Annotated in this window: 19 protein-coding genes; 2 read left to right on the top strand and 17 right to left on the bottom strand. The window is 65.7% G+C overall.

What is annotated here, in order from left to right:
• Positions 1-46 precede the first annotated feature (46 nt).
• Together ABQE44_RS24740 and ABQE44_RS24735 are read left to right on the top strand one after the other, a co-directional pair.
• Positions 47-1546, top strand: a complete 1500-nt coding sequence (locus tag ABQE44_RS24740; protein WP_448432435.1) for an FAD-dependent monooxygenase — start codon at positions 47-49, stop codon at positions 1544-1546.
• 56 nt (positions 1547-1602) lie between these two features.
• Complete coding sequence (locus ABQE44_RS24735) at positions 1603-2148, top strand: TetR/AcrR family transcriptional regulator (protein WP_448432451.1); 546 nt, start codon at positions 1603-1605, stop codon at positions 2146-2148.
• A gap of 7 nt (positions 2149-2155) precedes the next feature.
• Here ABQE44_RS24735 and nuoN read toward each other — a convergent pair whose 3' ends face one another.
• The 17 genes from nuoN to ABQE44_RS24650 all read right to left on the bottom strand — a co-directional run bounded on the left by nuoN (position 2156) and on the right by ABQE44_RS24650 (position 19175).
• The gene (gene nuoN, locus ABQE44_RS24730) at positions 2156-3748 is read right to left on the bottom strand and encodes an NADH-quinone oxidoreductase subunit NuoN (RefSeq protein WP_448395401.1); all 1593 of its coding nucleotides are present in this window, start codon (positions 3746-3748) and stop codon (positions 2156-2158) included.
• Positions 3745-5328 carry an NADH-quinone oxidoreductase subunit M gene (locus ABQE44_RS24725; protein WP_448395402.1) on the bottom strand — a complete coding sequence of 528 codons (1584 nt, stop codon included), beginning with the start codon at positions 5326-5328 and terminating at the stop codon, positions 3745-3747. Before ABQE44_RS24725 ends, nuoN begins: the two co-directional genes overlap by 4 nt.
• A complete protein-coding gene (gene nuoL / locus ABQE44_RS24720) occupies positions 5322-7202 on the bottom strand; it encodes an NADH-quinone oxidoreductase subunit L (protein WP_448432433.1) in 1881 nt (626 codons plus the stop codon). Before nuoL ends, ABQE44_RS24725 begins: the two co-directional genes overlap by 7 nt.
• 72 nt (positions 7203-7274) lie before the next feature.
• A complete protein-coding gene (nuoK, locus tag ABQE44_RS24715) occupies positions 7275-7574 on the bottom strand; it encodes an NADH-quinone oxidoreductase subunit NuoK (RefSeq protein WP_448395404.1) in 300 nt (99 codons plus the stop codon).
• Positions 7571-8341, bottom strand: coding sequence for an NADH-quinone oxidoreductase subunit J (locus tag ABQE44_RS24710; protein ID WP_448395405.1), 771 nt, complete (start codon positions 8339-8341; stop codon positions 7571-7573). The genes nuoK and ABQE44_RS24710 overlap by 4 nt, the downstream gene beginning before the upstream one ends.
• Positions 8338-8862: an NADH-quinone oxidoreductase subunit NuoI gene (gene nuoI, locus ABQE44_RS24705; protein ID WP_448395406.1), complete on the bottom strand. Its 525-nt coding sequence runs from the start codon at positions 8860-8862 to the stop codon at positions 8338-8340. Before nuoI ends, ABQE44_RS24710 begins: the two co-directional genes overlap by 4 nt.
• Complete coding sequence (nuoH, locus tag ABQE44_RS24700) at positions 8855-10084, bottom strand: NADH-quinone oxidoreductase subunit NuoH (RefSeq protein ID WP_448395444.1); 1230 nt, start codon at positions 10082-10084, stop codon at positions 8855-8857. Before nuoH ends, nuoI begins: the two co-directional genes overlap by 8 nt.
• Positions 10085-10092: 8 nt before the next feature.
• Complete coding sequence (locus ABQE44_RS24695) at positions 10093-12441, bottom strand: NADH-quinone oxidoreductase subunit G (protein ID WP_448395445.1); 2349 nt, start codon at positions 12439-12441, stop codon at positions 10093-10095.
• 89 nt (positions 12442-12530) lie between these two features.
• A complete protein-coding gene (nuoF, locus tag ABQE44_RS24690) occupies positions 12531-13847 on the bottom strand; it encodes an NADH-quinone oxidoreductase subunit NuoF (RefSeq protein ID WP_448395407.1) in 1317 nt (438 codons plus the stop codon).
• Positions 13844-14707 (bottom strand): NADH-quinone oxidoreductase subunit NuoE, encoded by an 864-nt coding sequence (gene nuoE, locus ABQE44_RS24685; protein ID WP_448395408.1) that lies wholly within the window; start codon positions 14705-14707, stop codon positions 13844-13846. The genes nuoF and nuoE overlap by 4 nt, the downstream gene beginning before the upstream one ends.
• Complete coding sequence (gene nuoD, locus ABQE44_RS24680) at positions 14704-16062, bottom strand: NADH dehydrogenase (quinone) subunit D (protein WP_448395409.1); 1359 nt, start codon at positions 16060-16062, stop codon at positions 14704-14706. The genes nuoE and nuoD overlap by 4 nt, the downstream gene beginning before the upstream one ends.
• Complete coding sequence (locus ABQE44_RS24675; RefSeq protein WP_448395410.1) at positions 16062-16751, bottom strand: NADH-quinone oxidoreductase subunit C; 690 nt, start codon at positions 16749-16751, stop codon at positions 16062-16064. Before ABQE44_RS24675 ends, nuoD begins: the two co-directional genes overlap by 1 nt.
• Positions 16748-17302 (bottom strand): NuoB/complex I 20 kDa subunit family protein, encoded by a 555-nt coding sequence (locus tag ABQE44_RS24670; protein WP_448395411.1) that lies wholly within the window; start codon positions 17300-17302, stop codon positions 16748-16750. The genes ABQE44_RS24675 and ABQE44_RS24670 overlap by 4 nt, the downstream gene beginning before the upstream one ends.
• The gene (locus ABQE44_RS24665) at positions 17293-17667 is read right to left on the bottom strand and encodes an NADH-quinone oxidoreductase subunit A (RefSeq protein WP_448395412.1); all 375 of its coding nucleotides are present in this window, start codon (positions 17665-17667) and stop codon (positions 17293-17295) included. Before ABQE44_RS24665 ends, ABQE44_RS24670 begins: the two co-directional genes overlap by 10 nt.
• A 166-nt stretch (positions 17668-17833) precedes the next feature.
• Positions 17834-18235, bottom strand: coding sequence for an Rv3143 family two-component system response regulator (locus ABQE44_RS24660; RefSeq protein ID WP_448395413.1), 402 nt, complete (start codon positions 18233-18235; stop codon positions 17834-17836).
• Positions 18236-18250: 15 nt separating this feature from the next.
• Complete coding sequence (locus ABQE44_RS24655) at positions 18251-18784, bottom strand: YceI family protein (protein WP_448432431.1); 534 nt, start codon at positions 18782-18784, stop codon at positions 18251-18253.
• A gap of 1 nt (position 18785) precedes the next feature.
• Positions 18786-19175 (bottom strand): nuclear transport factor 2 family protein, encoded by a 390-nt coding sequence (locus ABQE44_RS24650; RefSeq protein WP_448395415.1) that lies wholly within the window; start codon positions 19173-19175, stop codon positions 18786-18788.
• Between the last annotated feature and the right edge of the window lie 49 nt (positions 19176-19224).

Here is a 19224-nt window from a genome sequence, read left to right as displayed (position 1 = left end):
GGCGTAGCCTTCCGTTACGACCCCGTTTCGTATTGGAGGACCTGAAATGGCACATCCGGAGACGATCGTGGTCGGCGCGGGCCCGTCCGGGCTGGCGCTGGCGTGCGGGCTGCTGATGCAGGGGGTCGACGTGCGCGTCGTCGACAAAGCCAGCGGTCCGGCGACGACGTCACGGGCGAACTTCCTGCACGCGCGGGGCTCCGAGGTGCTCGATCGGTTGGGGGCTCTCGGTGAACTGCCGCAACGCTCGGTGCGGGCCATGCAGATCACCAGCTATCTCGGTGGTAAGCCTGTGATGCGTCTGCGCTTCGGCGATCCCGGATTGGACACGGCCGCACCGCCGATGGTGATTTCGCAGGCCAGCGTGGAAGCGGCGCTCAGGGACCGGCTGAGGGCACTCGGCGGCACCGTCGAGTGGAACTCCCCGCTGGTGGACCTGCGCCAGGACGACGACGTCGTGGTGGCCACCCTGGGCACCGGTGAGGACGCGCGCGCTGCGTGGTTGGTCGGCTGCGACGGTGCAGGCAGCGCGACGCGGCGGCGCGCGGATATCGGGTTTCCCGGCGCCAAGCTCACCGAACGGTTTCTGCTCGCTGACGTAGCGCTGGACTGGGACCTCGACCGGTCAGGAACCACCGGCTGGATCCACCCGGACGGGATGCTGGGCGTGATGCCGATGCCTGGCGACATGTGGCGCGTCATCGCCTATGACCCCGGCCAGCCCGCCGAAAAGCCCACCGACGAACAGATCCTCGACCGGTTGCAACACATCCTGCCCGAGCGCAGCGGTCGTGACGTGCGCGTCACCGGCACCGAGTGGCTGTCGATGTTCCAGGTGCACCGCAGGCTGGCCGACACCTATCGTCGCGGCCGCGTGCTGATCGCCGGGGACGCCGCCCACACCCATGCCCCGTTCGGCGGCCAAGGCATGCTGACCGGACTCGGCGACGTCGAAAACCTCGCCTGGAAGCTGGCTCTGGTGATCGGCGGGCGTGCCGATGCCGCACTGCTGGACACCTACCAGGCTGAGCGACGGCCGTTGGCCACCGAGGTGCTGCGCGACACCAGCGCGGTCACCAAAATCAACATCGCGCAGGGCCCGGTGGGCCGGTTTCTGCGTGACCGGGTGGTCTTGCCGCTGCTCAGCCTGCCGAGGGTGCAGCGCTCGTTGACCTACCGAACCTCGCAACTGTGGGTGGATTACCGGGACGGTCCTCTCGCCGAAAAGCATTGGTGCACGAAGAAACCCCGTCCCGGCGACCGAATCGCCGACACCGAATGCCGACGCGTCCGCGACGGCGAGCCGACCCGGCTGTACGCCGAGCTCGGCGGACGATGGGCGCTGCTGGCATCGGGTGACCATGACGCCCTGTCGGCGACCGCGCACGCCCATCTCGGTGAGCGCGTCGTCGCCCTGTGCTGCCAAACCGATCAAACCGACGCCATGCTGGTGCGGCCCGACGGACACCTGGGCTGGCGCGGCCGCTCCGATCCGGAGTTGGCTGGCTGGCTGCATCGCGCGCTGGGCAGGGGCGACGTGCGGTGACAGCGACGACGCCGGCTCGGGGGCGTCCGCGTGACCAGGCGCTGGACACGGTGATCATGACTGCGGCACTGGAGTTGTTTATCGCCCAGGGTATTTCGGCAATGAGCATTGAGCAGGTCGCCAAACGCGCCGGTGTGGGTAAGCCAACCGTCTACCGGAGGTGGCCATCGAAGGAGCGGTTGGTGTCCGACGCGATCGAGAGCCTGGTCGGCGCGGAGATCCAGTGGCCGGATACCCAGGAGATCGCCGCGACACCACCGCAACAGCTGGTGCGGCGCAATATCGACGCGGCCGCCCGCACCGCGGCCGATCCGACGTTTCGCGCGCTGGTCGCTCAGGTCTACGGTTCGGCGGTCACCCATCCGATGCTGATGCAGACCTACTGGAGGCACTACATCTTGCCGCGACGGGAACTGTCCAAGACGATGCTGCGGCGCGCGCAGGCCGACGGTATTGTCGCGGCCGACGCCGATCTCGACGTCATCGTCGACATGCTCGCCGGCGCGGTGACATACCGGGTGCTGCAACCCGATCCGATCAACTTCCGGCGGATGAAGCGCTATCTGACGGCCGCGTACCGCCAGGTCGGTCTGCTGCCGTAAAGACCGTTCAGCTCAGCAACTGGTCAGCGTGATTCGCCAGATCCAGCAGCGGTTGCGGCAGCGCGCCGAGCGCGAAGGTGACGGCCGCGGTGACCGTGACGACGGCGGTGCTCAGCACGCTGGGGACCGCCACCGTCGGCGGGTCGGCGGGCGGTTCGGTGAAGAACATCAACACGATCACCCGCACATAGAAGTACGCGGCCACGGCGCTGGCGATCACGCCGACGATGACCAGCGGCATCGCACCGCCCTCGGCTGCGGCCTTGAACACCGCAAACTTGCTGACGAACCCGCTGGTCAACGGGATGCCGGCGAACGCAAGGAGAAACAGCGAGAAGACCACGGCGACAACGGGATGACGCCGTCCCAGGCCGGCCCAGCGGGCCATCGCGGTGTCCTCCTCGTCGGCGGAGTTGCGGACCAGGCCCACCACCGCGAACGCGCCGACGGTGTTGAAGCCGTAGGCGAACAGGTAGAACAGCGTCGCCGAAACGCCGGCGTCGTTGCCGGCGACCACGCCGGTGAGGATGAAACCGGTGTGCGACACCGCCGAATACGCCAGCATGCGTTTGACGTCGGCCTGGGTGATCGCGGCCACGGTGGCCACGACCATGGTCAGGATCGCCACCGCCCACAGCGCGGGACGCCAGTAGTCGTGCAGGAGCGGGAACGCGACGTAGAAGAGCCGCAACATCACGCCGAACGCGGCGATCTTGGTGGCGGCGGACATGAACGCGGTGACGGCGGTGGGCGCACCCTGGTAGACGTCGGGAACCCAGGAGTGGAACGGCACCGCACCAATCTTGAACAGCACGCCTACCAGCAGCAGCGCGATGCCGATGAGCGCCAGCGAGGTCTTGCCCGAGCCGTCCTCGATCACCGCGGCGATGCCGCGCAATTCCAAGGTGCCGGCGTAGCCGTACAGCATGGCGACGCCGTAAATGAAGAACGCCGACGAAAACGCGCCCAACAGAAAGTATTTCATCGCCGCTTCCTGCGACAGCAGCCGGCGGCGGCGCGCCAACCCGCACAGCAGGTACAGCGGTAACGACAGCACTTCGAGCGCGACGAACAGGCTCAGCAGATCGTCGGATGCCGGAAACAGCAGCATGCCGCCGATGGCGAACATCGTCAGCGGGAACACTTCGGTCTGGATCACACCGGCCCGCGTGGCCAACTTCTCCGCCACGTCTCCCGGCACCGCGGACGCCTGCGGTGTGAAACCGTCCAGGGTTCGGCTTTGGCTCTGGCTCTCGCTGCGCTCGGATTCCACCGACGCGGGGATGTGCCGCTCGGCGATCAACAGGATGCCCAGCACGCCGACGAGCAGCACGGTGCCCTGGATGAACAACGCTGGCATATCGATGACGATGGCGCCCATCACCGCCGATTGTCCGACGGTGCCATGCATGTCGCGCGCCACCAGCACCACCGCCACCAGCGCAGCGACCAGACCGCCGAGGCTGAGCACGACTTGGGCGGCGTACCGACGTTGCCGCGGCAGCAGCGCCTCGATGAGCACACCGGCGACAGCGGCCCCGAACACGATCAGCATCGGGGAGACGAGGTCGTATTCGACGACCGGCGGGGAGAGGGTCATGGCGTCGGCCCTTCCGCGATCTGGGGTACCGGATCAGGTTGGTCGATGGTGGTCAGGGTGTGGGTGACCGCAGGGTTGATCACATCCAGTGCGGGTTTGGGATAGACACCCAACACCAGCAGCAGCGCGATCAGCGGTGCGACGACGAGGATTTCGCGCGGCACGAGGTCACGTATTCGGTCCTCACCGTTGGCGAGTTCGTCGGCCACCGGCCCGCCCATCATCCGCTGGTAGGTCCATAGGATGTAGATGGCAGACAACACCAGCGCGCTCGACGCGAACACCGCCAGCGCCGGGTAGCGGGTGAATGTGCCGATGAGGACCAGGAATTCGCTGATGAACGGCGCCAACCCGGGTAGCGACAGGGTGGCCAATCCAGCGACCAGGAAGGTGCCCGCCAGGACCGGCGCCACCTTCTGCACCCCGCCGTACGCGTTGATCAGGCGGGTGCCTCTTTGTGTGACCAGGAACCCGGCGATCAGGAAAAGCGCAGCCGTCGAGAGGCCGTGGTTGATCATGTACAGCGTCGAACCGGACTGACCCTGGCTGGTCATCACGAAGATGCCGAGAATGATGAACCCGAAATGAGATATCGACGTGTAGGCGATCAACCGCATCACGTCGGTCTGGCCGATCGCCACGATCGCGCCGTACACGATGCCGATCGCCGCGAGCGTGATAATCAGCGGCCGGAAAACCGTTGAGGAGTCCGGGAACAACTGCAGGCAGTACCGCAGCATGCCGAACGTGCCGACCTTGTCCATCACGGCCATCATCAGTACCGCGCTGGCGGGGGTGGCCTCCACGGCGGCGTCGGGCAGCCACCGGTGGAACGGCCACAGCGGCGCCTTGATCGCGAACGCGAACATGAACCCGAGGAACAACAGGTTCATCACGGCCGGGTTGACCACGAACTCGCCGCTGGACACCGCGGCGACGATCTCGCGGAAGTCGAACGTGCCACCGGCGAACGCATCGCTCTGCGCGGTCGCCACGTACAGCCCGATCACCGCGGCGAGCATGATCAGGCCGCCGAACAGGTTGTACAGCAAGAACTTCACCGCTGCCTTGCCGCGGTTCTCGCCGTGGCCGAAGCCGCCGATGAGGAAGTACATCGGGATCAGCATCGCCTCGAAGAACACGTAGAACAGCAGCACATCGAGCGAGACGAGCGACATGATCACCATGCCCTCGACGGCCAAGGTCAGCGCGAAATACGTGTGCGTCGAGCGCCCACCCCATGCCGCGTGGTCGCGGACGTCGTTCCAGCCGGCGATCAGCAACAGCGGCACCAACACCGCGGCCAGCGCGACGATCGCCAGCGCGATGCCGTCCAAGCCCAATATGTATCCGGTGCCGAACGACGGTATCCAGCGGTGAGATTCGACGAACTGGTACTGCTCACCGCCGGGATCGAAGCTGACCGCGAGGAATACGGTGATGACCAGCACCACGAGCGAGACCACGAGCGCCAGCCACTTGGCCAACGCACGCTGCGCCGCCGGCAGCAGAATCACGACGGCCGCACCGACGATCGGCACCGCCCACAGCACGGTCAGCCAGGGAAAGGAGGTCACCATAGCTGCACCGCCAAGATCGCGCCGGCCAGCAGCATGGCGCCGGCCAGCATGGCCATTGCGTACGAGCGGGCGAACCCGGTCTGCAGCTGCCGCAGCCACCTCGAGATTCGAGACACCAGGGAGGCGAGCCCGGTCGCCACCCCCTCGACGGCTTGGTCATCCAGCTCGACCAGCCCCTTGGTCAGCCGCTGTCCCGGCACCATGAAGACCTCTTCGTTGAAGGCGTCGCCACCCAGATCGGACCGGGCGGCCACTGTCAGCAGCGAACCGGCGGGCGCCTCCTCTGGCACCGGCCGGACGCCGTACATCCGGTAGGCGATCACGATGCCGACGGCCACCACGGTGAGGATGACGGCGGTGACGACCCAGACCGGCGCGACGTGATGCACTTCCTCCGCTCCGACCACGGGCTCCAGCCAGTGTTCGAGGGTGCCGCCGATCGCGAACGCCGCACCGGAACCCACCGAGCCGACGGCCAGCAGGATCATCGGCCACGTCATCACCTTCGGCGCTTCATGCGGGTGTGAGTTTGGAGCCCACCGTTTCTCACCGAAGAACGTCATCAGCATCACCCGTGTCATGTAGAAGGCGGTGATGCCCGCACCGAGGATCGCGGTGCCGCCGAGGATCAAGCCCTTGACCCCGCCAGCGCCGAGCGCCGCTTCGATGATGCCGTCCTTGGAGAAGAATCCGGCCAGCGGCGGCACACCGATGATCGCGAGGTAACCGAGCCCGAACGTCGCGAAGGTGATCGGCAGCGCCTTGCGCAGGCCCCCGAAGCGACGCATGTCGACTTCGTCGTCCATCGCGTGCATCACCGACCCCGCCCCAAGGAACAGCCCGGCCTTGAAGAAGCCGTGGGTCAGCAGGTGCATGATCGCGAAGGCGTATCCGACGGGCCCGAGGCCGGCGGCCAGCACCATGTAGCCGATCTGCGACATCGTCGACGCCGCAAGCGCTTTCTTGATGTCGTCCTTGGCGCAGCCGATGATCGCGCCGAACAGCAACGTGACCGCACCGACGATGACGACGGCCAACTGCGCGGTCGGCGACAGCTCGAACACCGGACCGGAGCGCACGATGAGGTAGACACCGGCGGTCACCATCGTCGCGGCGTGGATGAGCGCCGACACCGGCGTCGGGCCTTCCATCGCGTCACCGAGCCAGGACTGCAGCGGCACCTGCGCGGACTTGGCGCACGCGCCCAGCAGGAGCAGCAGGCCGATCACCGTCAGCGCGGTATCGCTCACCTGGGGGGCGGCGGCGAAGACGGCTTCATACGAGATCGAGCCGATGTGGGCGAACATCGCGAAAATGGCTATCGCCAGGCCCATGTCGCCGACGCGGTTGACGACGAAGGCTTTCTTGGCCGCGGTGGCCGCCGACGGTTTGTGCGCCCAGAAGCCGATCAGCAGGTACGACGCCAGGCCCACGCCTTCCCACCCGACGTAGAGGCCGAGGTAGTTGTCGGCAAGCACCAGCAGCAGCATCGCGGCGAGGAACAGGTTCAGGTAGGCAAAGAACCGTCGCCGGTCCGGGTCATCGGCCATATAGCCGATGGAGTAGATATGGATCAACGAGCCGACGCCGGTGATCAGCAGCACGAAGCACATCGACAGCTGGTCGAGCTGCAACCCGAAGTCGACCTGCAGTTCGGCCACCGGCACCCAGGAGAACAGATGCTCGTGGAGCGTGCGGTTCTCGGCGTCGCGGCCGAGCATGTCGGTGAACAGCGCCGCACCGACCACGAACGACGCGATCGACGCCGCACACCCCAACAGATGACCCCAGCTGTCGGTGCGTCGGCCGCCGATCAGAAGTATCGCGGCACCCACCAACGGAAGCGCGATCGTAAGCCACACCGGAGTTGTCATCGTGCCCACCTGGGTTGTCTCTTCTTCACGCGAGCGCTCATCAGGGTTGTCTCTTCTTCACGCGAGCGCTCATCAGTGTTTCAACAGACTGGCGTCGTCGACGGAGGCCGAGCGGCGCGCACGGAAGATGGTCATGATGATCGCCAGGCCGACCACAACCTCGCATGCGGCGACGACCATGGTGAAGAACGCCACCACCTGCCCGTCGAGTTGGCCGTGCATACGCGAGAACGCGACCAGAGCCAGGTTCGCGGCGTTGAGCATCAGCTCGACGGACATGAACATCACGATGGCGTTGCGGCGCAGCAGCACTCCGCTGGCGCCGATGGTGAACAACAGCGCCGACAGGTACAGGTAGTTGTCGGGGTTCATGTGTCACCGTTCCCGCCGTTGGCCGAGGTGACGGAGCGTTTCTGCAGCATGGGGCTGACCGACAGCTCCGAATCGGAACCGTCGGGCAGACGCGCAGCGACGTCGACGGCGTTATTGCGGGCGTAGACACCGGGATTGGGCAATGTCGTCGGATAACGGCCGGGTTTGAACCGGTCTTCAGCGAGTTCACGCTGAGTCTTGCGACGTGCGAAGCGTTCCCGGTGCGCCAGCACCATCGCGCCGAGGGCGGCGGTGATCAGCAGCGCGCTGGTCAACTCGAACGCCCATAGGTAGCGGATGAAGATCAACGTCGCCAAACCCTCGACGTTGCCGCCGGCATTGGCCTGCTCCAGCCCGACGAACCCGCCTGCGGAGACGTTTCCGATTCCGGCGATCATCAGGACCCCGAAGCCGATCCCGAACACGATCGCGGCAACGCGTTGTCCGCGAATCGTTTCCACCAGCGATTCTGAGGAGTCGACGCCGATGAGCATCATCACGAACAGGAACAGCATCATCACCGCGCCGGTGTAGACCACCACCTGGACGACGCCGAGGAACAACGCTCCCTGCGCGATGTAGAACACCGCCAGCACGATCATGGTCATGGCCAGAAACATCGCGGAGTACACCGCCTTGGGCGATATCACCACACCCAGTGCGCCGATTACCGCGACAGCGCCGAGCACCCAGAACAGCACCGCTTCGGTGGTTGTCGTGCGGCCCGCGGTGTCGGCGGCCATCGCGGCGACCCACTCGAGCGTCATCCGATGTCCTCGGTGATCGGCTTGATGTTTCCGAGGTAGTAGTCCTCATCGGTGCTGCCCTCGGCCATCGGGTGCGGCGGCGGCAGCATCCCCGGCTCGAGCGGTGCCAGCAGCTTGTCCTTGCCCAGGATCAGGTCGGTGCGGTTGTCGTCGGCCATTTCGTAGTTGTTGGTCATCGTCAGCGCGCGGGTGGGGCAGGCCTCGACGCAGTAGCCGCAGCCGATGCATCGCAGGTAGTTGATCTGGTAGACGCTGCCGTAGCGCTCGCCGGGCGAGTACCGAGCCTCCTCGGTGTTGTCGTCACCTTCGACATAGATGGCGTCGGCCGGACATGCCCATGCGCACAGTTCGCAACCGATGCACTTCTCCAAGCCGTCGGGGTAGCGGTTGAGTTGGTGCCTGCCGTGGTAGCGGGGTGCGACCGGGCCCGGTTTCTCCGGATACTCCTCGGTGATCGGCTTTTTGAACATGGTCCCGAACGTGACCGCGAAACCCGCTATCGCGTCGAAAAACTTACGCATCGGCTCGCTCCTTCGTTGCAGTCGGTAGCGGCGGTATGGGGAAGATGTCTGGATCCAGCGTCTGCGTGGGGGGTTTGCGGCCCTCCTTGCCGCGCACCGTTCTCCACAGCACGATGACGATCAGCAGGGCAATGATCGCACCGGCGGAGAACAGCACCGTCGCCATCTCGTCGACGCCCTCGTTGCGCAGGCCGCGGGCGACGGCGACGATCATGATCCAGGCCAGCGAGATGGGGATGAGCACCTTCCAGCCCATCGCCATGAACTGGTCGTAGCGCATCCGCGGCAGCGTGGCGCGTAGCCAGAAGTACATGAACAAGAAGCCCCACACCTTGAGGGTGAACCACAGCAGCGGCCACCAGCCGGTGTTGGCGCCATCCCATATGTTGATCGGCCAGGGAGCGTGCCAGCCGCCGAGGAACAGCGTGGTGGCCAGCGCCGACACGGTCGTCATGTTGACGTACTCGGCGAGCATGAACATCGCGAACTTGATCGACGAGTACTCGGTGTGAAATCCGCCGACCAGCTCACCTTCGGCCTCGGGCAGGTCGAACGGCGCCCGGTTGGTCTCGCCGACCATCGATGTCACGTAAATGACGAACGACGGCAGCAGCAGGAAGATGAACCAGATTCCGTCCTGGGCGGCGACGATGCCCGATGTCGACATCGTGCCCGCATAGATGAACACGGCGACGAACGACAGCCCCATCGCGATCTCGTACGAGATCACCTGCGCAGTGGAGCGCAGACCGCCCAGCAGCGGGTAGGTGGATCCGGATGCCCAGCCGGCCAACATGATCCCGTACACGCCGATCGAGGTGGCGGCCAGGATGTAGAGCACCGCGACGGGCATGTCCGTGAGCTGAAGCGCTGTGCGGTGCCCGAAGATCGAAACCTCGCCGCCCATCGGGATCACCGCGAAGGCGATGAACGCCGGGACCGCCGCGATCACCGGCGCCGCCAGATAGATGAACTTGTCGGCACCGGCGGGGATCAGCCCCTCCTTGAGCGCCAGCTTGACGCCGTCGACCAGCGACTGCAGCAGCCCGCGCGGACCGACGCGGTTCGGGCCGAACCGCATCTGCATGCGGCCCAACAGCTTACGTTCGATCAAGATCGCCGCCAGGACGGTCAACATCAGGAACGCGAAGATCCCGACCGCTTTCGCGACGATCAACCACCACGGGTCGTGCCCGAACAGTGTCGGATCCGGATGGATCATTGCAGGCGTCATGATGAAGCCCGTTCTATCGAAACCACGGTTCCCGCAGTCACACCCAGGCTCCGGTGCACTGCGGAGCCCGGCGAGTTCAGCGGCAACCAGACCACGCGGTCGGACATGTCGGTGATCACCAGCGGCAGCGTGATAGCGCCCCGCTCGGTGCGAACGCTCACTAAATCACCCTCGGCGGCCTCGATCTCAGCGGCGGTGGTTGCCGAGAGCCGCACGACCGGGGCGCGCGCGGTACCCGCGAGATGCGGTTCGCCGTCCTGCAGGCGTCCCGCGTCGAGCAGCAGACGCCAACTCGCCAGCACGGCTTGACCCGCGCTCGGCGTAGCCGGCGGTGCGGCAGGCACCTGCGGTGCGGCGGGCCGCGGCCCCGCCCAGACCCCCAGCTGCACCATCTCGTCGACACCGACCGACGGGTTCGCCATGTTCAGCGCGACGCCGAGTTCGTCAGCCAAGTAGTTCAGCACCCGGGAATCCGGAATGGCGTTGGTGTGCAACGACGGCTCGAACGGGCGCAGCCTGCCTTCCCAGTTCATGTAGGAGCCCGCCTTTTCCACCACCGGCGCGACGGGAAAGACCACATCGGCGACCGCGGTGACCGCGCTTTCCCGAAGCTCGAGGCTGACGACGAACGGGGCGGCCTCGAGTGCGGCCAGCGCGGCGTCGGGGTCGGGCAGATCGGCAAGCTCCACACCGCCGACCACTAAGGCGGCCAGTTCGCCGCTGCGCGCGGCCTCGAGGATCTCCGAGGTATCACGACCCGGTGTGCTCGGCAGGTCGTCGACATTCCACGCCTCGGCGGTCTGCGCACGTGCGGTCGCGTCGGCGACCGGTCGCCCGCCGGGTAGCAGGTTCGGCAGCGCACCGGCTTCGGCGGCGCCGCGCTCGCCGGCACGGCGCGGTATCCAGGCCAGGCGGGCACCGGTTTGCGCGGCCAATCTGCTTGCCGCCGAAAGGGCACCGGGCGAGGTCGCCAGGCGCTCGCCGACGAGGATGATCGCTCCCGGCTGTTTCAGTTGGTCGTCGTCGGCCAGGCTGTCAAGGGCGGCGGCCTCGCCACCCGGTGCCGCCGCGACGAGGCGTCCCTGCACCTTGGTGAGGCTGCGGGTGGCGAACGGGGCGACGGCGATGACCTGAAGCCCCTTCTTGCGGGCGGCCTTGCGCAACCGCAGGAAGACGATCGGTGATTCCTCTTCCGGCTCGAACCCGGCCAGCAGCACCACCGGCGCGTTCTCCAGATCGGTGTAGGTCACCGTCATCGGCTGTCCGGCGACATCGCTGGCGAGGAAGTCGCTCTCCTCAGCACTGTGCGGACGGGCGCGGAAGTCGACGTCGTTGGTATCCAGCGCGATCCGCGCGAACTTGGCGTAGGCGTAGGCGTCCTCCATCGTCACCCGTCCGCCCACGAGCAGGCCCGTACGGCCGTTGGCCGCCGCCAGGCGGGAACCGGTCAGCGCGAGCGCCTCCGCCCAGGAGGCGGGCCGGTGGCTGCCGTCGTCTTCGCGGATCAGCGGGGTCGTGATGCGATCGCCCTGGGTGGCGTAGGTGAACGCCCATCGGCCCTTGTCGCAGTTCCATTCCTCGTTGACCTGTGGATCGTCACCGGCCAAGCGGCGCATCACTTTTCCGCGGCGGTGGTCGGTACGTTGGGCGCATCCGGATGCGCAGTGCTCGCACACACTGGGGCTGGACACCAGGTCGAACGGCCGAGCCCGGAACCGGTACGCCGAGCCGGTGAGCGCGCCGACCGGACAGATCTGCACGGTGTTCCCGGAGAAGTACGATTCGAACGGTTCGCCCGTCGCGATGCCCACCTGTTGCTGCGCACCACGTTCCAGCAGGTCGATGAACGGGTCTCCGGCGATCTGCTCGGAGAACCGGGTGCAGCGCGCGCACATCACACAGCGTTCCCGATCCAACAGCACCTGCGAGGAGATGTTGATCGGCTTGGGGAACGTCCGTTTGACGTCCTCGAAACGGGTTTCCGGGCGACCCGCGGACATGGCCTGGTTCTGCAGCGGGCATTCGCCGCCCTTGTCGCACACCGGGCAGTCCAGCGGATGGTTGATCAGCAGGAACTCCATGATGCCCTGCTGAGCCTTGTCGGCGACCTCGGAGGTGAGTTGGGTGCGTACCACCATGTCGGGCGTGCAGGTGATCGTGCACGACGCCATCGGCTTGCGCTGACCTTCGACATCGACCAGGCATTGTCTGCACGCGCCGACGGGATCAAGCAGGGGATGGTCGCAGAACCGCGGGATCTCCACGCCGATCAACTCCGCGGCCCGGATCACCAAAGTGCCCTTGGGAACACTGACCTCGACGCCGTCGATGGTGAGGGTCACCATTTCGACCTGGGGCTCTCCCGCATGAGAAGTCGTGAAATCCCCCTTCTCGGTGCTGTTTTGGGGGTCTTCGCGTCTGCTCGCCGGAACGGTCATATTCCCACCCCTTCGGTCGCCATCAACGTCGAAGCGTGCGGATCGAACGGGCAGCCGCCGTCGAGGTGGGCGATGTACTCGTCGCGGAAGTACTGGATCGAGGACACGACCGGGGCGGTCGCGCCGTCGCCCAACGCGCAGAACGCTCTTCCGAAGATGTTGTCGGAAATGTCGAGAAGCTTCTCGAGGTCGGCCGCGGTACCGGCACCTGTTTCGAGGCGCTCATAGATCTGGATGTACCAATAGGTGCCTTCGCGGCACGGTGTGCATTTACCACACGACTCGTGGGCGTAGAATTCGCTCCACCGACGAACCGCCCGCACCACGCAGGTGGTCTCGTCGAAGATCTGCAGCGCCTTGGTGCCGAGCATGGTCCCCGCACCGGTCATACCTTCGTAATCCAGGGGCACGTCGAGGTGTTCATCGGTCAACAGTGGCGTCGACGAACCGCCCGGTGTCCAGAACTTGAGTTTGTGGCCCGCCCGGATGCCGCCGGCGTACTCGAGGAGTTCGCGCAGCGTGATGCCGAGCGGCGCTTCGTACTGCCCGGGGTTGGTGACATGCCCGGACAGCGAATACAGCGTGAAACCAGGCGATTTCTCCGTGCCCATCGACCGGAACCAGTCCACCCCGTTGAGCACGATCGGTGGCACGCTGGCGATCGACTCCACGTTGTTGACCACTGTGGGGCAGGAGTACAGCCCGGCGACCGCGGGAAATGGCGGACGCAGCCGTGGCTGACCGCGTCGACCTTCCAGCGAGTCCAGCAACGCGGTTTCCTCACCGCAGATGTAGGCGCCGGCACCGGCATGCACGATCAACTCCAGATCAAACCCGGAGCCGCCGATGTTCTTTCCGAGGAAGCCGGCCTCGTACGCCTCGGCCACCGCGGCGTTGAGCCGCCGCAGCACCGGAGCCACTTCACCGCGCAGGTAGATGAACGCGTGGTGTGCCCGGATCGCGTACGATGCGATGATCGCGCCTTCGATCAGGAAGTGCGGCGTCGTCAGCATCAGCGGAATGTCTTTACACGTACCGGGTTCCGACTCGTCGGCGTTGACGACGAGGTAATGCGGTTTCGCGCCCGCCCCGGTGTCGTCCTGGGGGATGAACGACCACTTCGTGCCGGTCGGGAAGCCCGCGCCACCGCGGCCGCGTAGGCCGGAATCCTTGACGAGCGCGATGACGTCGTCGGGATCCATGGCCAGCGCCTTCTCGAGGCCGCGGTAACCGCCGTGCCGCCGGTAAGTGTCCATTGACCATGGCTCGGGTTCGTCCCAGAACTTGCTGAGTACGGGTGTCAGAGGGGTCATTTCGGTGAATCCGTTGCGTCTGGGTTGGTCTCGGGTGTGTCCGGCTTGGGCGGCACGGTGGCCGACGGTCCCGGTGCCGGAGCGTCCTTCGTCGCTTCTGCCGCCGCCTTCTGGTCGTCGGGCGCGTCGCCGGGTATCGGCGCGGCGTCGGGTTCGGGCGCCGTCATCCGCCGTTCGCGCGCCACGCGCAGGCCCACCAGAGTGGCGTCACCGATCTTGTCGCCGCCGGAGCGCGGATCGGGCAGGCCCGCCAGCGTGCGGGCCGTCTCACGGAACGTGCACAGCGGTGCGCCGCGCGTGGGCTCGGGCGGATTCCCTTCGCGCAACCCGTCGACCAGGTCGCGCGCCGAGGCCGGTGTCTGGTTGTCGAAGAACTCCCAGTTCACCATCACGACCGGCGCGTAATCGCATGCGGCGTTGCACTCGATATGGTCCAGCGTGACGCGGCCGTCTTCGGTGGTTTCGCCTGCGTGAACGCCGAGATGGTCCTGCAGCGAGTCCAGGATCGCGTCACCGCCCATGATCGCGCACAACGTGTTGGTGCATACGCCGACCAGATAGTCACCGGTGGGGGTGCGCCGGTACATCGTGTAAAACGTGGCTACCGCGGTGACTTCAGCGTCGGTCAGCCCTAACTGCTTGGCGCAGAACGAGATACCCGCGTTGGTCAGGCGGCCATCCTCGGACTGCACCAGGTGCAGCAGCGGCAATAGCGCTGAGCGCGGTTCCGGGTAGCGTGCGATGAGCTTCTCGGCATCGGCGGCGAGCCGTACCGTGACGTCCTCGGGATACGACGTGGGCCCGTCGATCGGTGGGCCGGGTTCTTCGGGTCGCTGACCGAGCTCGAAGAATATGCTCACCTATCCACCCCGCCCATTACCGGATCGATCGACGCCACCGCGGTGATCAGGTCGGCGACCATGCCGCCCTCGCACATCGCCGCCACCGCCTGCAGGTTGTTGAACGACGGGTCGCGATAGTGCACGCGATAGGGGCGGGTGCCGCCGTCGGACACCATGTGGACGCCGAGCTCGCCGCGGGGCGACTCGATTGCGGTGTACACCTGGCCCGCAGGGACTCGGATCCCCTCGGTCACGAGCTTGAAGTGGTGGATCAGCCCCTCCATCGAATGTCCCATGATGTTCGCGATGTGTTCAGGTGAGTTGCCAAGGCCGTCGGGTCCGACTTTCAGGTCGGCCGGCCACGCCAACTTCTTGTCAGCCAACATCACCGGGCCCGGCTTCAGCTTGTCGAGGCACTGCTCGACGATTTTCATCGACTCGTGCATCTCCTTGACCCTGATGATGTAGCGGCCGTAGGAGTCGCAACCGTCGTCGGTGATGACGTCGAACTCGTAATCCTCATAACCGCAATAGGGTTGGGCCCTGCGCAGATCGTGGGGCAGACCAGTGGAGCGCAGGCAGGGTCCGGTGATGCCAAGCGCCATGCACCCGGTCAGGTCCAGGTAACCGACGTCCTTGGTGCGGGCCTTCCAGATGTAGTTCTCGTTGAGCAGGTCCTCGAGGTCACTGATCCGTTTCGGCAACAGCTCGAGCAGATCGCGGATCTGCGGAATGGCGTCGTCGGGCAGGTCCATCGCCACCCCGCCGGGACGGATGTAGGCGTGGTTCATCCGCAACCCGCTGACCGCCTCGAAGACGTTCAGCACCAACTCGCGCTCGCGGAAGCCGTAGAACATCGCGCTCATCGCACCGAGTTCCATACCGCCGGTGGCCAGCGCGACCAGATGCGATGAGATCCGGTTGAGCTCCATCATCATCACCCGGATGACGCTGGCCCGCTCCGGGATGTCGTCGGTGACGCCCAGCAGCCTTTCGACGGCGAGGCAGTATGCCGTCTCGTTGAAAAACGGTGAGAGGTAGTCCATCCGGGTCACGAACGTGACGCCTTGAGCCCAGTTGCGGAACTCGAGGTTCTTCTCGATCCCGGTGTGCAGGTAGCCGATTCCGCAGCGGGCCTGAATGATCGTCTCGCCCTCGATCTCGAGGATGAGGCGCAGCACGCCGTGCGTCGAGGGGTGCTGCGGGCCCATGTTGACGACGATCCGTTCGTCGGCGTGCGTCGCCGCGGCCTCCCTGGCGGCCTGCACGACCTGTTCCCAATCCTGGCCGCCGACAATGACAACCGGTCCGTCCTCGGATGCGCCCGAGGTATTAACGCCGCCCTGCTGGGGCGGGGTGGGGGATGCGCTCATCAGTTGTAGGCCCTCCGCTGATCGGGCGGTGGGATCTCGGCGCCGTGGTACTCCACCGGTATGCCGCCCAACGGGTAGTCCTTGCGTTGCGGATGCCCGACCCAGTCGTCGGGCATCTCGATGCGGGTCAGCGAAGGATGCCCGTCGAAGATGATCCCGAAGAAGTCATAGGTTTCGCGTTCGTGCCAGTCGACGGTCGGATACACGCTGAACAGCGACGGGATGTGCGGATCGGCGTCCGGCGCCGCCACCTCCAGGTGGATCCGCCGGTTGTGGGTGATCGACATCAGCGGGTAGAAGGCGTGCAGCTCACGTCCGATGTCGTCGGGGTAGTGCACCCCGCTGACGCCGAGGGACAACTCGAAGCGCAGCCCCGGATCGTCGCGTAACGCCTGCGCGACCGCGGGTAGCTGCCCGCGGAACACCTCCAGTGTCAGCTGGTCGCGGTACACGACGACCCGCTCGATCGACTCCCGGTAGCCGTCATCACCCAACGTGGCCTGCAGCGTGTCGACGACGTCGTCGAAGTAGCCGCCGTATGGGCGCGGTGAGCTGCCAGGGAGCTCAATTGGCTGGACCAGGCGGCCGTAGCCGGACGTGTCGCCGGTGCCCTCGACACCGAACATGCCGTGGCGCACGCCGATGATGTCCGGCGTGTCAGGGGAGTTGCCGTTGTCGTTCTCACTCACCGCAGCAAACCCTTGAGTTCGATGGTGGGTGGCACGGCCAGCGCGGCCTGCTCGGCTTCGCGAATCGCTTCCTCGCGGTTGACGCCGAGCGGCATCTGCTGAATCTTGTCGTGCAGCTTGAGGATCGCGTGCAACAACATCTCCGGCCGCGGCGGACAACCCGGCAGGTAGATGTCCACCGGGACGACGTGGTCGACGCCCTGCACGATCGCGTAGTTATTGAACATCCCGCCCGATGACGCGCACACTCCCATGGAAAGCACCCACTTGGGCTCGACCATCTGGTCGTAGATCTGGCGCAGCACCGGGGCCATCTTCTGGCTGACTCGACCTGCGACGATCATCAGATCGGCCTGTCGGGGTGTGGCGGAGAACCGCTCCATACCGAACCGGGAGATGTCGAACCGCGGGCCCGCGGTGGCCATCATCTCGATTGCGCAGCAGGCCAGGCCGAACGTCGCAGGCCACAACGAGCCCTTCCGGATGTAGCCGGCCACCGTCTCCACGGTGGACAGCAGAATCCCGGCGGGCAGCTTTTCCTCTAGTCCCATGTCAGGCCTCCCCGCCGCCATACGTAGGCGTAGGCGACGAACACCGTCGCCATGAACAGCAGCATCTCTACCAGCGCAAACAACCCCAGGCTGTCGAACGCCACCGCCCACGGGTACAGAAACACGATCTCGATATCGAAGATGATGAACAACATCGCGGTCAGGTAGTACTTGATCGGAAACCGTTGACCGACGCCGAGGCGCGACAAATCGCCGGGCGGAAGCGGCTCGATGCCGCACTCGTAGGCCTCGAGCTTTGAGCGGTTGTAGCGGCGCGGACCGACAAGCAACGCAATGCCTACCGAACCGACCGCGAACGCCGCCGCAATAGCGCCAAGCACCAGGATTGGCGTGTACAAATCCATACCGCGAAATCGCTCCCTCGTGGGCTGTTCGATGTGAGCTTACCCACACCCTAGCGGGCTTTGCGATCAGCGCCACACGTTTTGGTTAGTATCGCTATTGGCCGCGTCTGGCTATGTCGTCGTGCCTTGAATAGGCAAGTGCGACAGTTTATTTGGTGATTTCTGGCTATCGCACCGGGGTGCGCAGCAGAGACACCACGGCATCGCCCAAGCGGATCGGATCGATCGGGTGGGGGACCGCGGCCTCCGCGCGCGACCACCGGGCCAGCCAGGCGTCGTCGACGCGGCCGGTGAGCACCAGGAGCGGTGGGCAGTCGGCGATCTCATCCTTGAGTTGTTTGGCGATGCCCATACCGCCGACGGGGGCGGCTTCCCCGTCCAGGATCACGAGGTCGAACCCGCCTTTGTCCATCTGCCGGATCACCATCGGACCAGTGGCAACGTCGAGGTAGGTCAACTCGGGCAGGTCGGGGTGCACCCGCTTGCCGAGTGCCAGCTGCACCTGTTCCCTGACTCGTGGGTTGTCGCTGTAAACGAGGATCCGCAACGGACGCGATGACTCGACCATGCGCCGATGGTACGGCTAGCCCACCCGCTGGAACACGATGTCGCCCGAGATCGCCGCGATGTCAACGATCATGCCCATCATGTTGCCGTCGACGCCGAACTCCTGGCGGTCGATTTGGACGCGGGTGCGAAGCTGCACCGTCCGGTCGTCGAGCACCGTGACGTCAGCAATGAGCTCCAGCGGTTTGGTGGTGCTTTTGATCGTGAGCTGCCCGCGCAACTCGACGGTGTCGACGCCCGTCGCTGTCAACCCATTGATCTCCACGGTGATGTCCGGGAATTTCTGCGCGTCGAAGAAGTCGGCGGAGTGCAGATGGGTGTCGCGCCTGCGGATTCCGGTCCGCAGCGACGCGGCTTTGATGCCGAGGCGGCCGAATATCGTTGGTCCGCCCGTGAGTTGAGCCTCACCGCTGATGTCGGTGAAGCGTCCTCTGACGGGCATCAGTCCCCACATCGACTTGACGTTGATCCCGAGGGTGGACCTGTCGGGTACGACGCGCCATTCGCCTGCCGACGCCGGATCGTCGAGGAGTTCCTGAACGCGTGTCATGTCACCTGCCGTCGAGTAGTGGGCTGATCTGCGCGGGGTCGAAGTATTCGTCGATGCGGCGGATCAGCCCGTCGGTTCCCACTTTGATCACGATGCAGACCCGCATGGCGATCAATCCGCCCTTGTTGCCGTTGGCGTGCAGGATGTGCTGCTGTACGAACCCGCCGTCGAATAGCTTGCGCTCGAGGATCTCGTAGCGACGGTCGGTCGTGGCGTTCATGAACCAGGTGATGACCCGCAGCGCCCGGTCCTTGTCGCGGTCGCGGTCGGCGACCTTCCAGACCACCACGTCGTCGCTCCACATCTGCCCAACAGCAGCGATGTCGCCCTTCTCGATGGCGGCGAACAGGCGATCGGCGACGTCGGCGACGACATCGGGGTCGGCGACCATATCGCTCCTCTCTTGACCTCAACAGGCGTTGAGGTTGAACACTTGGCGG

This window comes from Mycolicibacterium sp. XJ2546 (assembly GCF_053483195.1).
The sequence above is the reverse complement of the archived record's forward strand: the minus strand, read 5'-3'. Positions and strand labels throughout refer to the sequence as shown.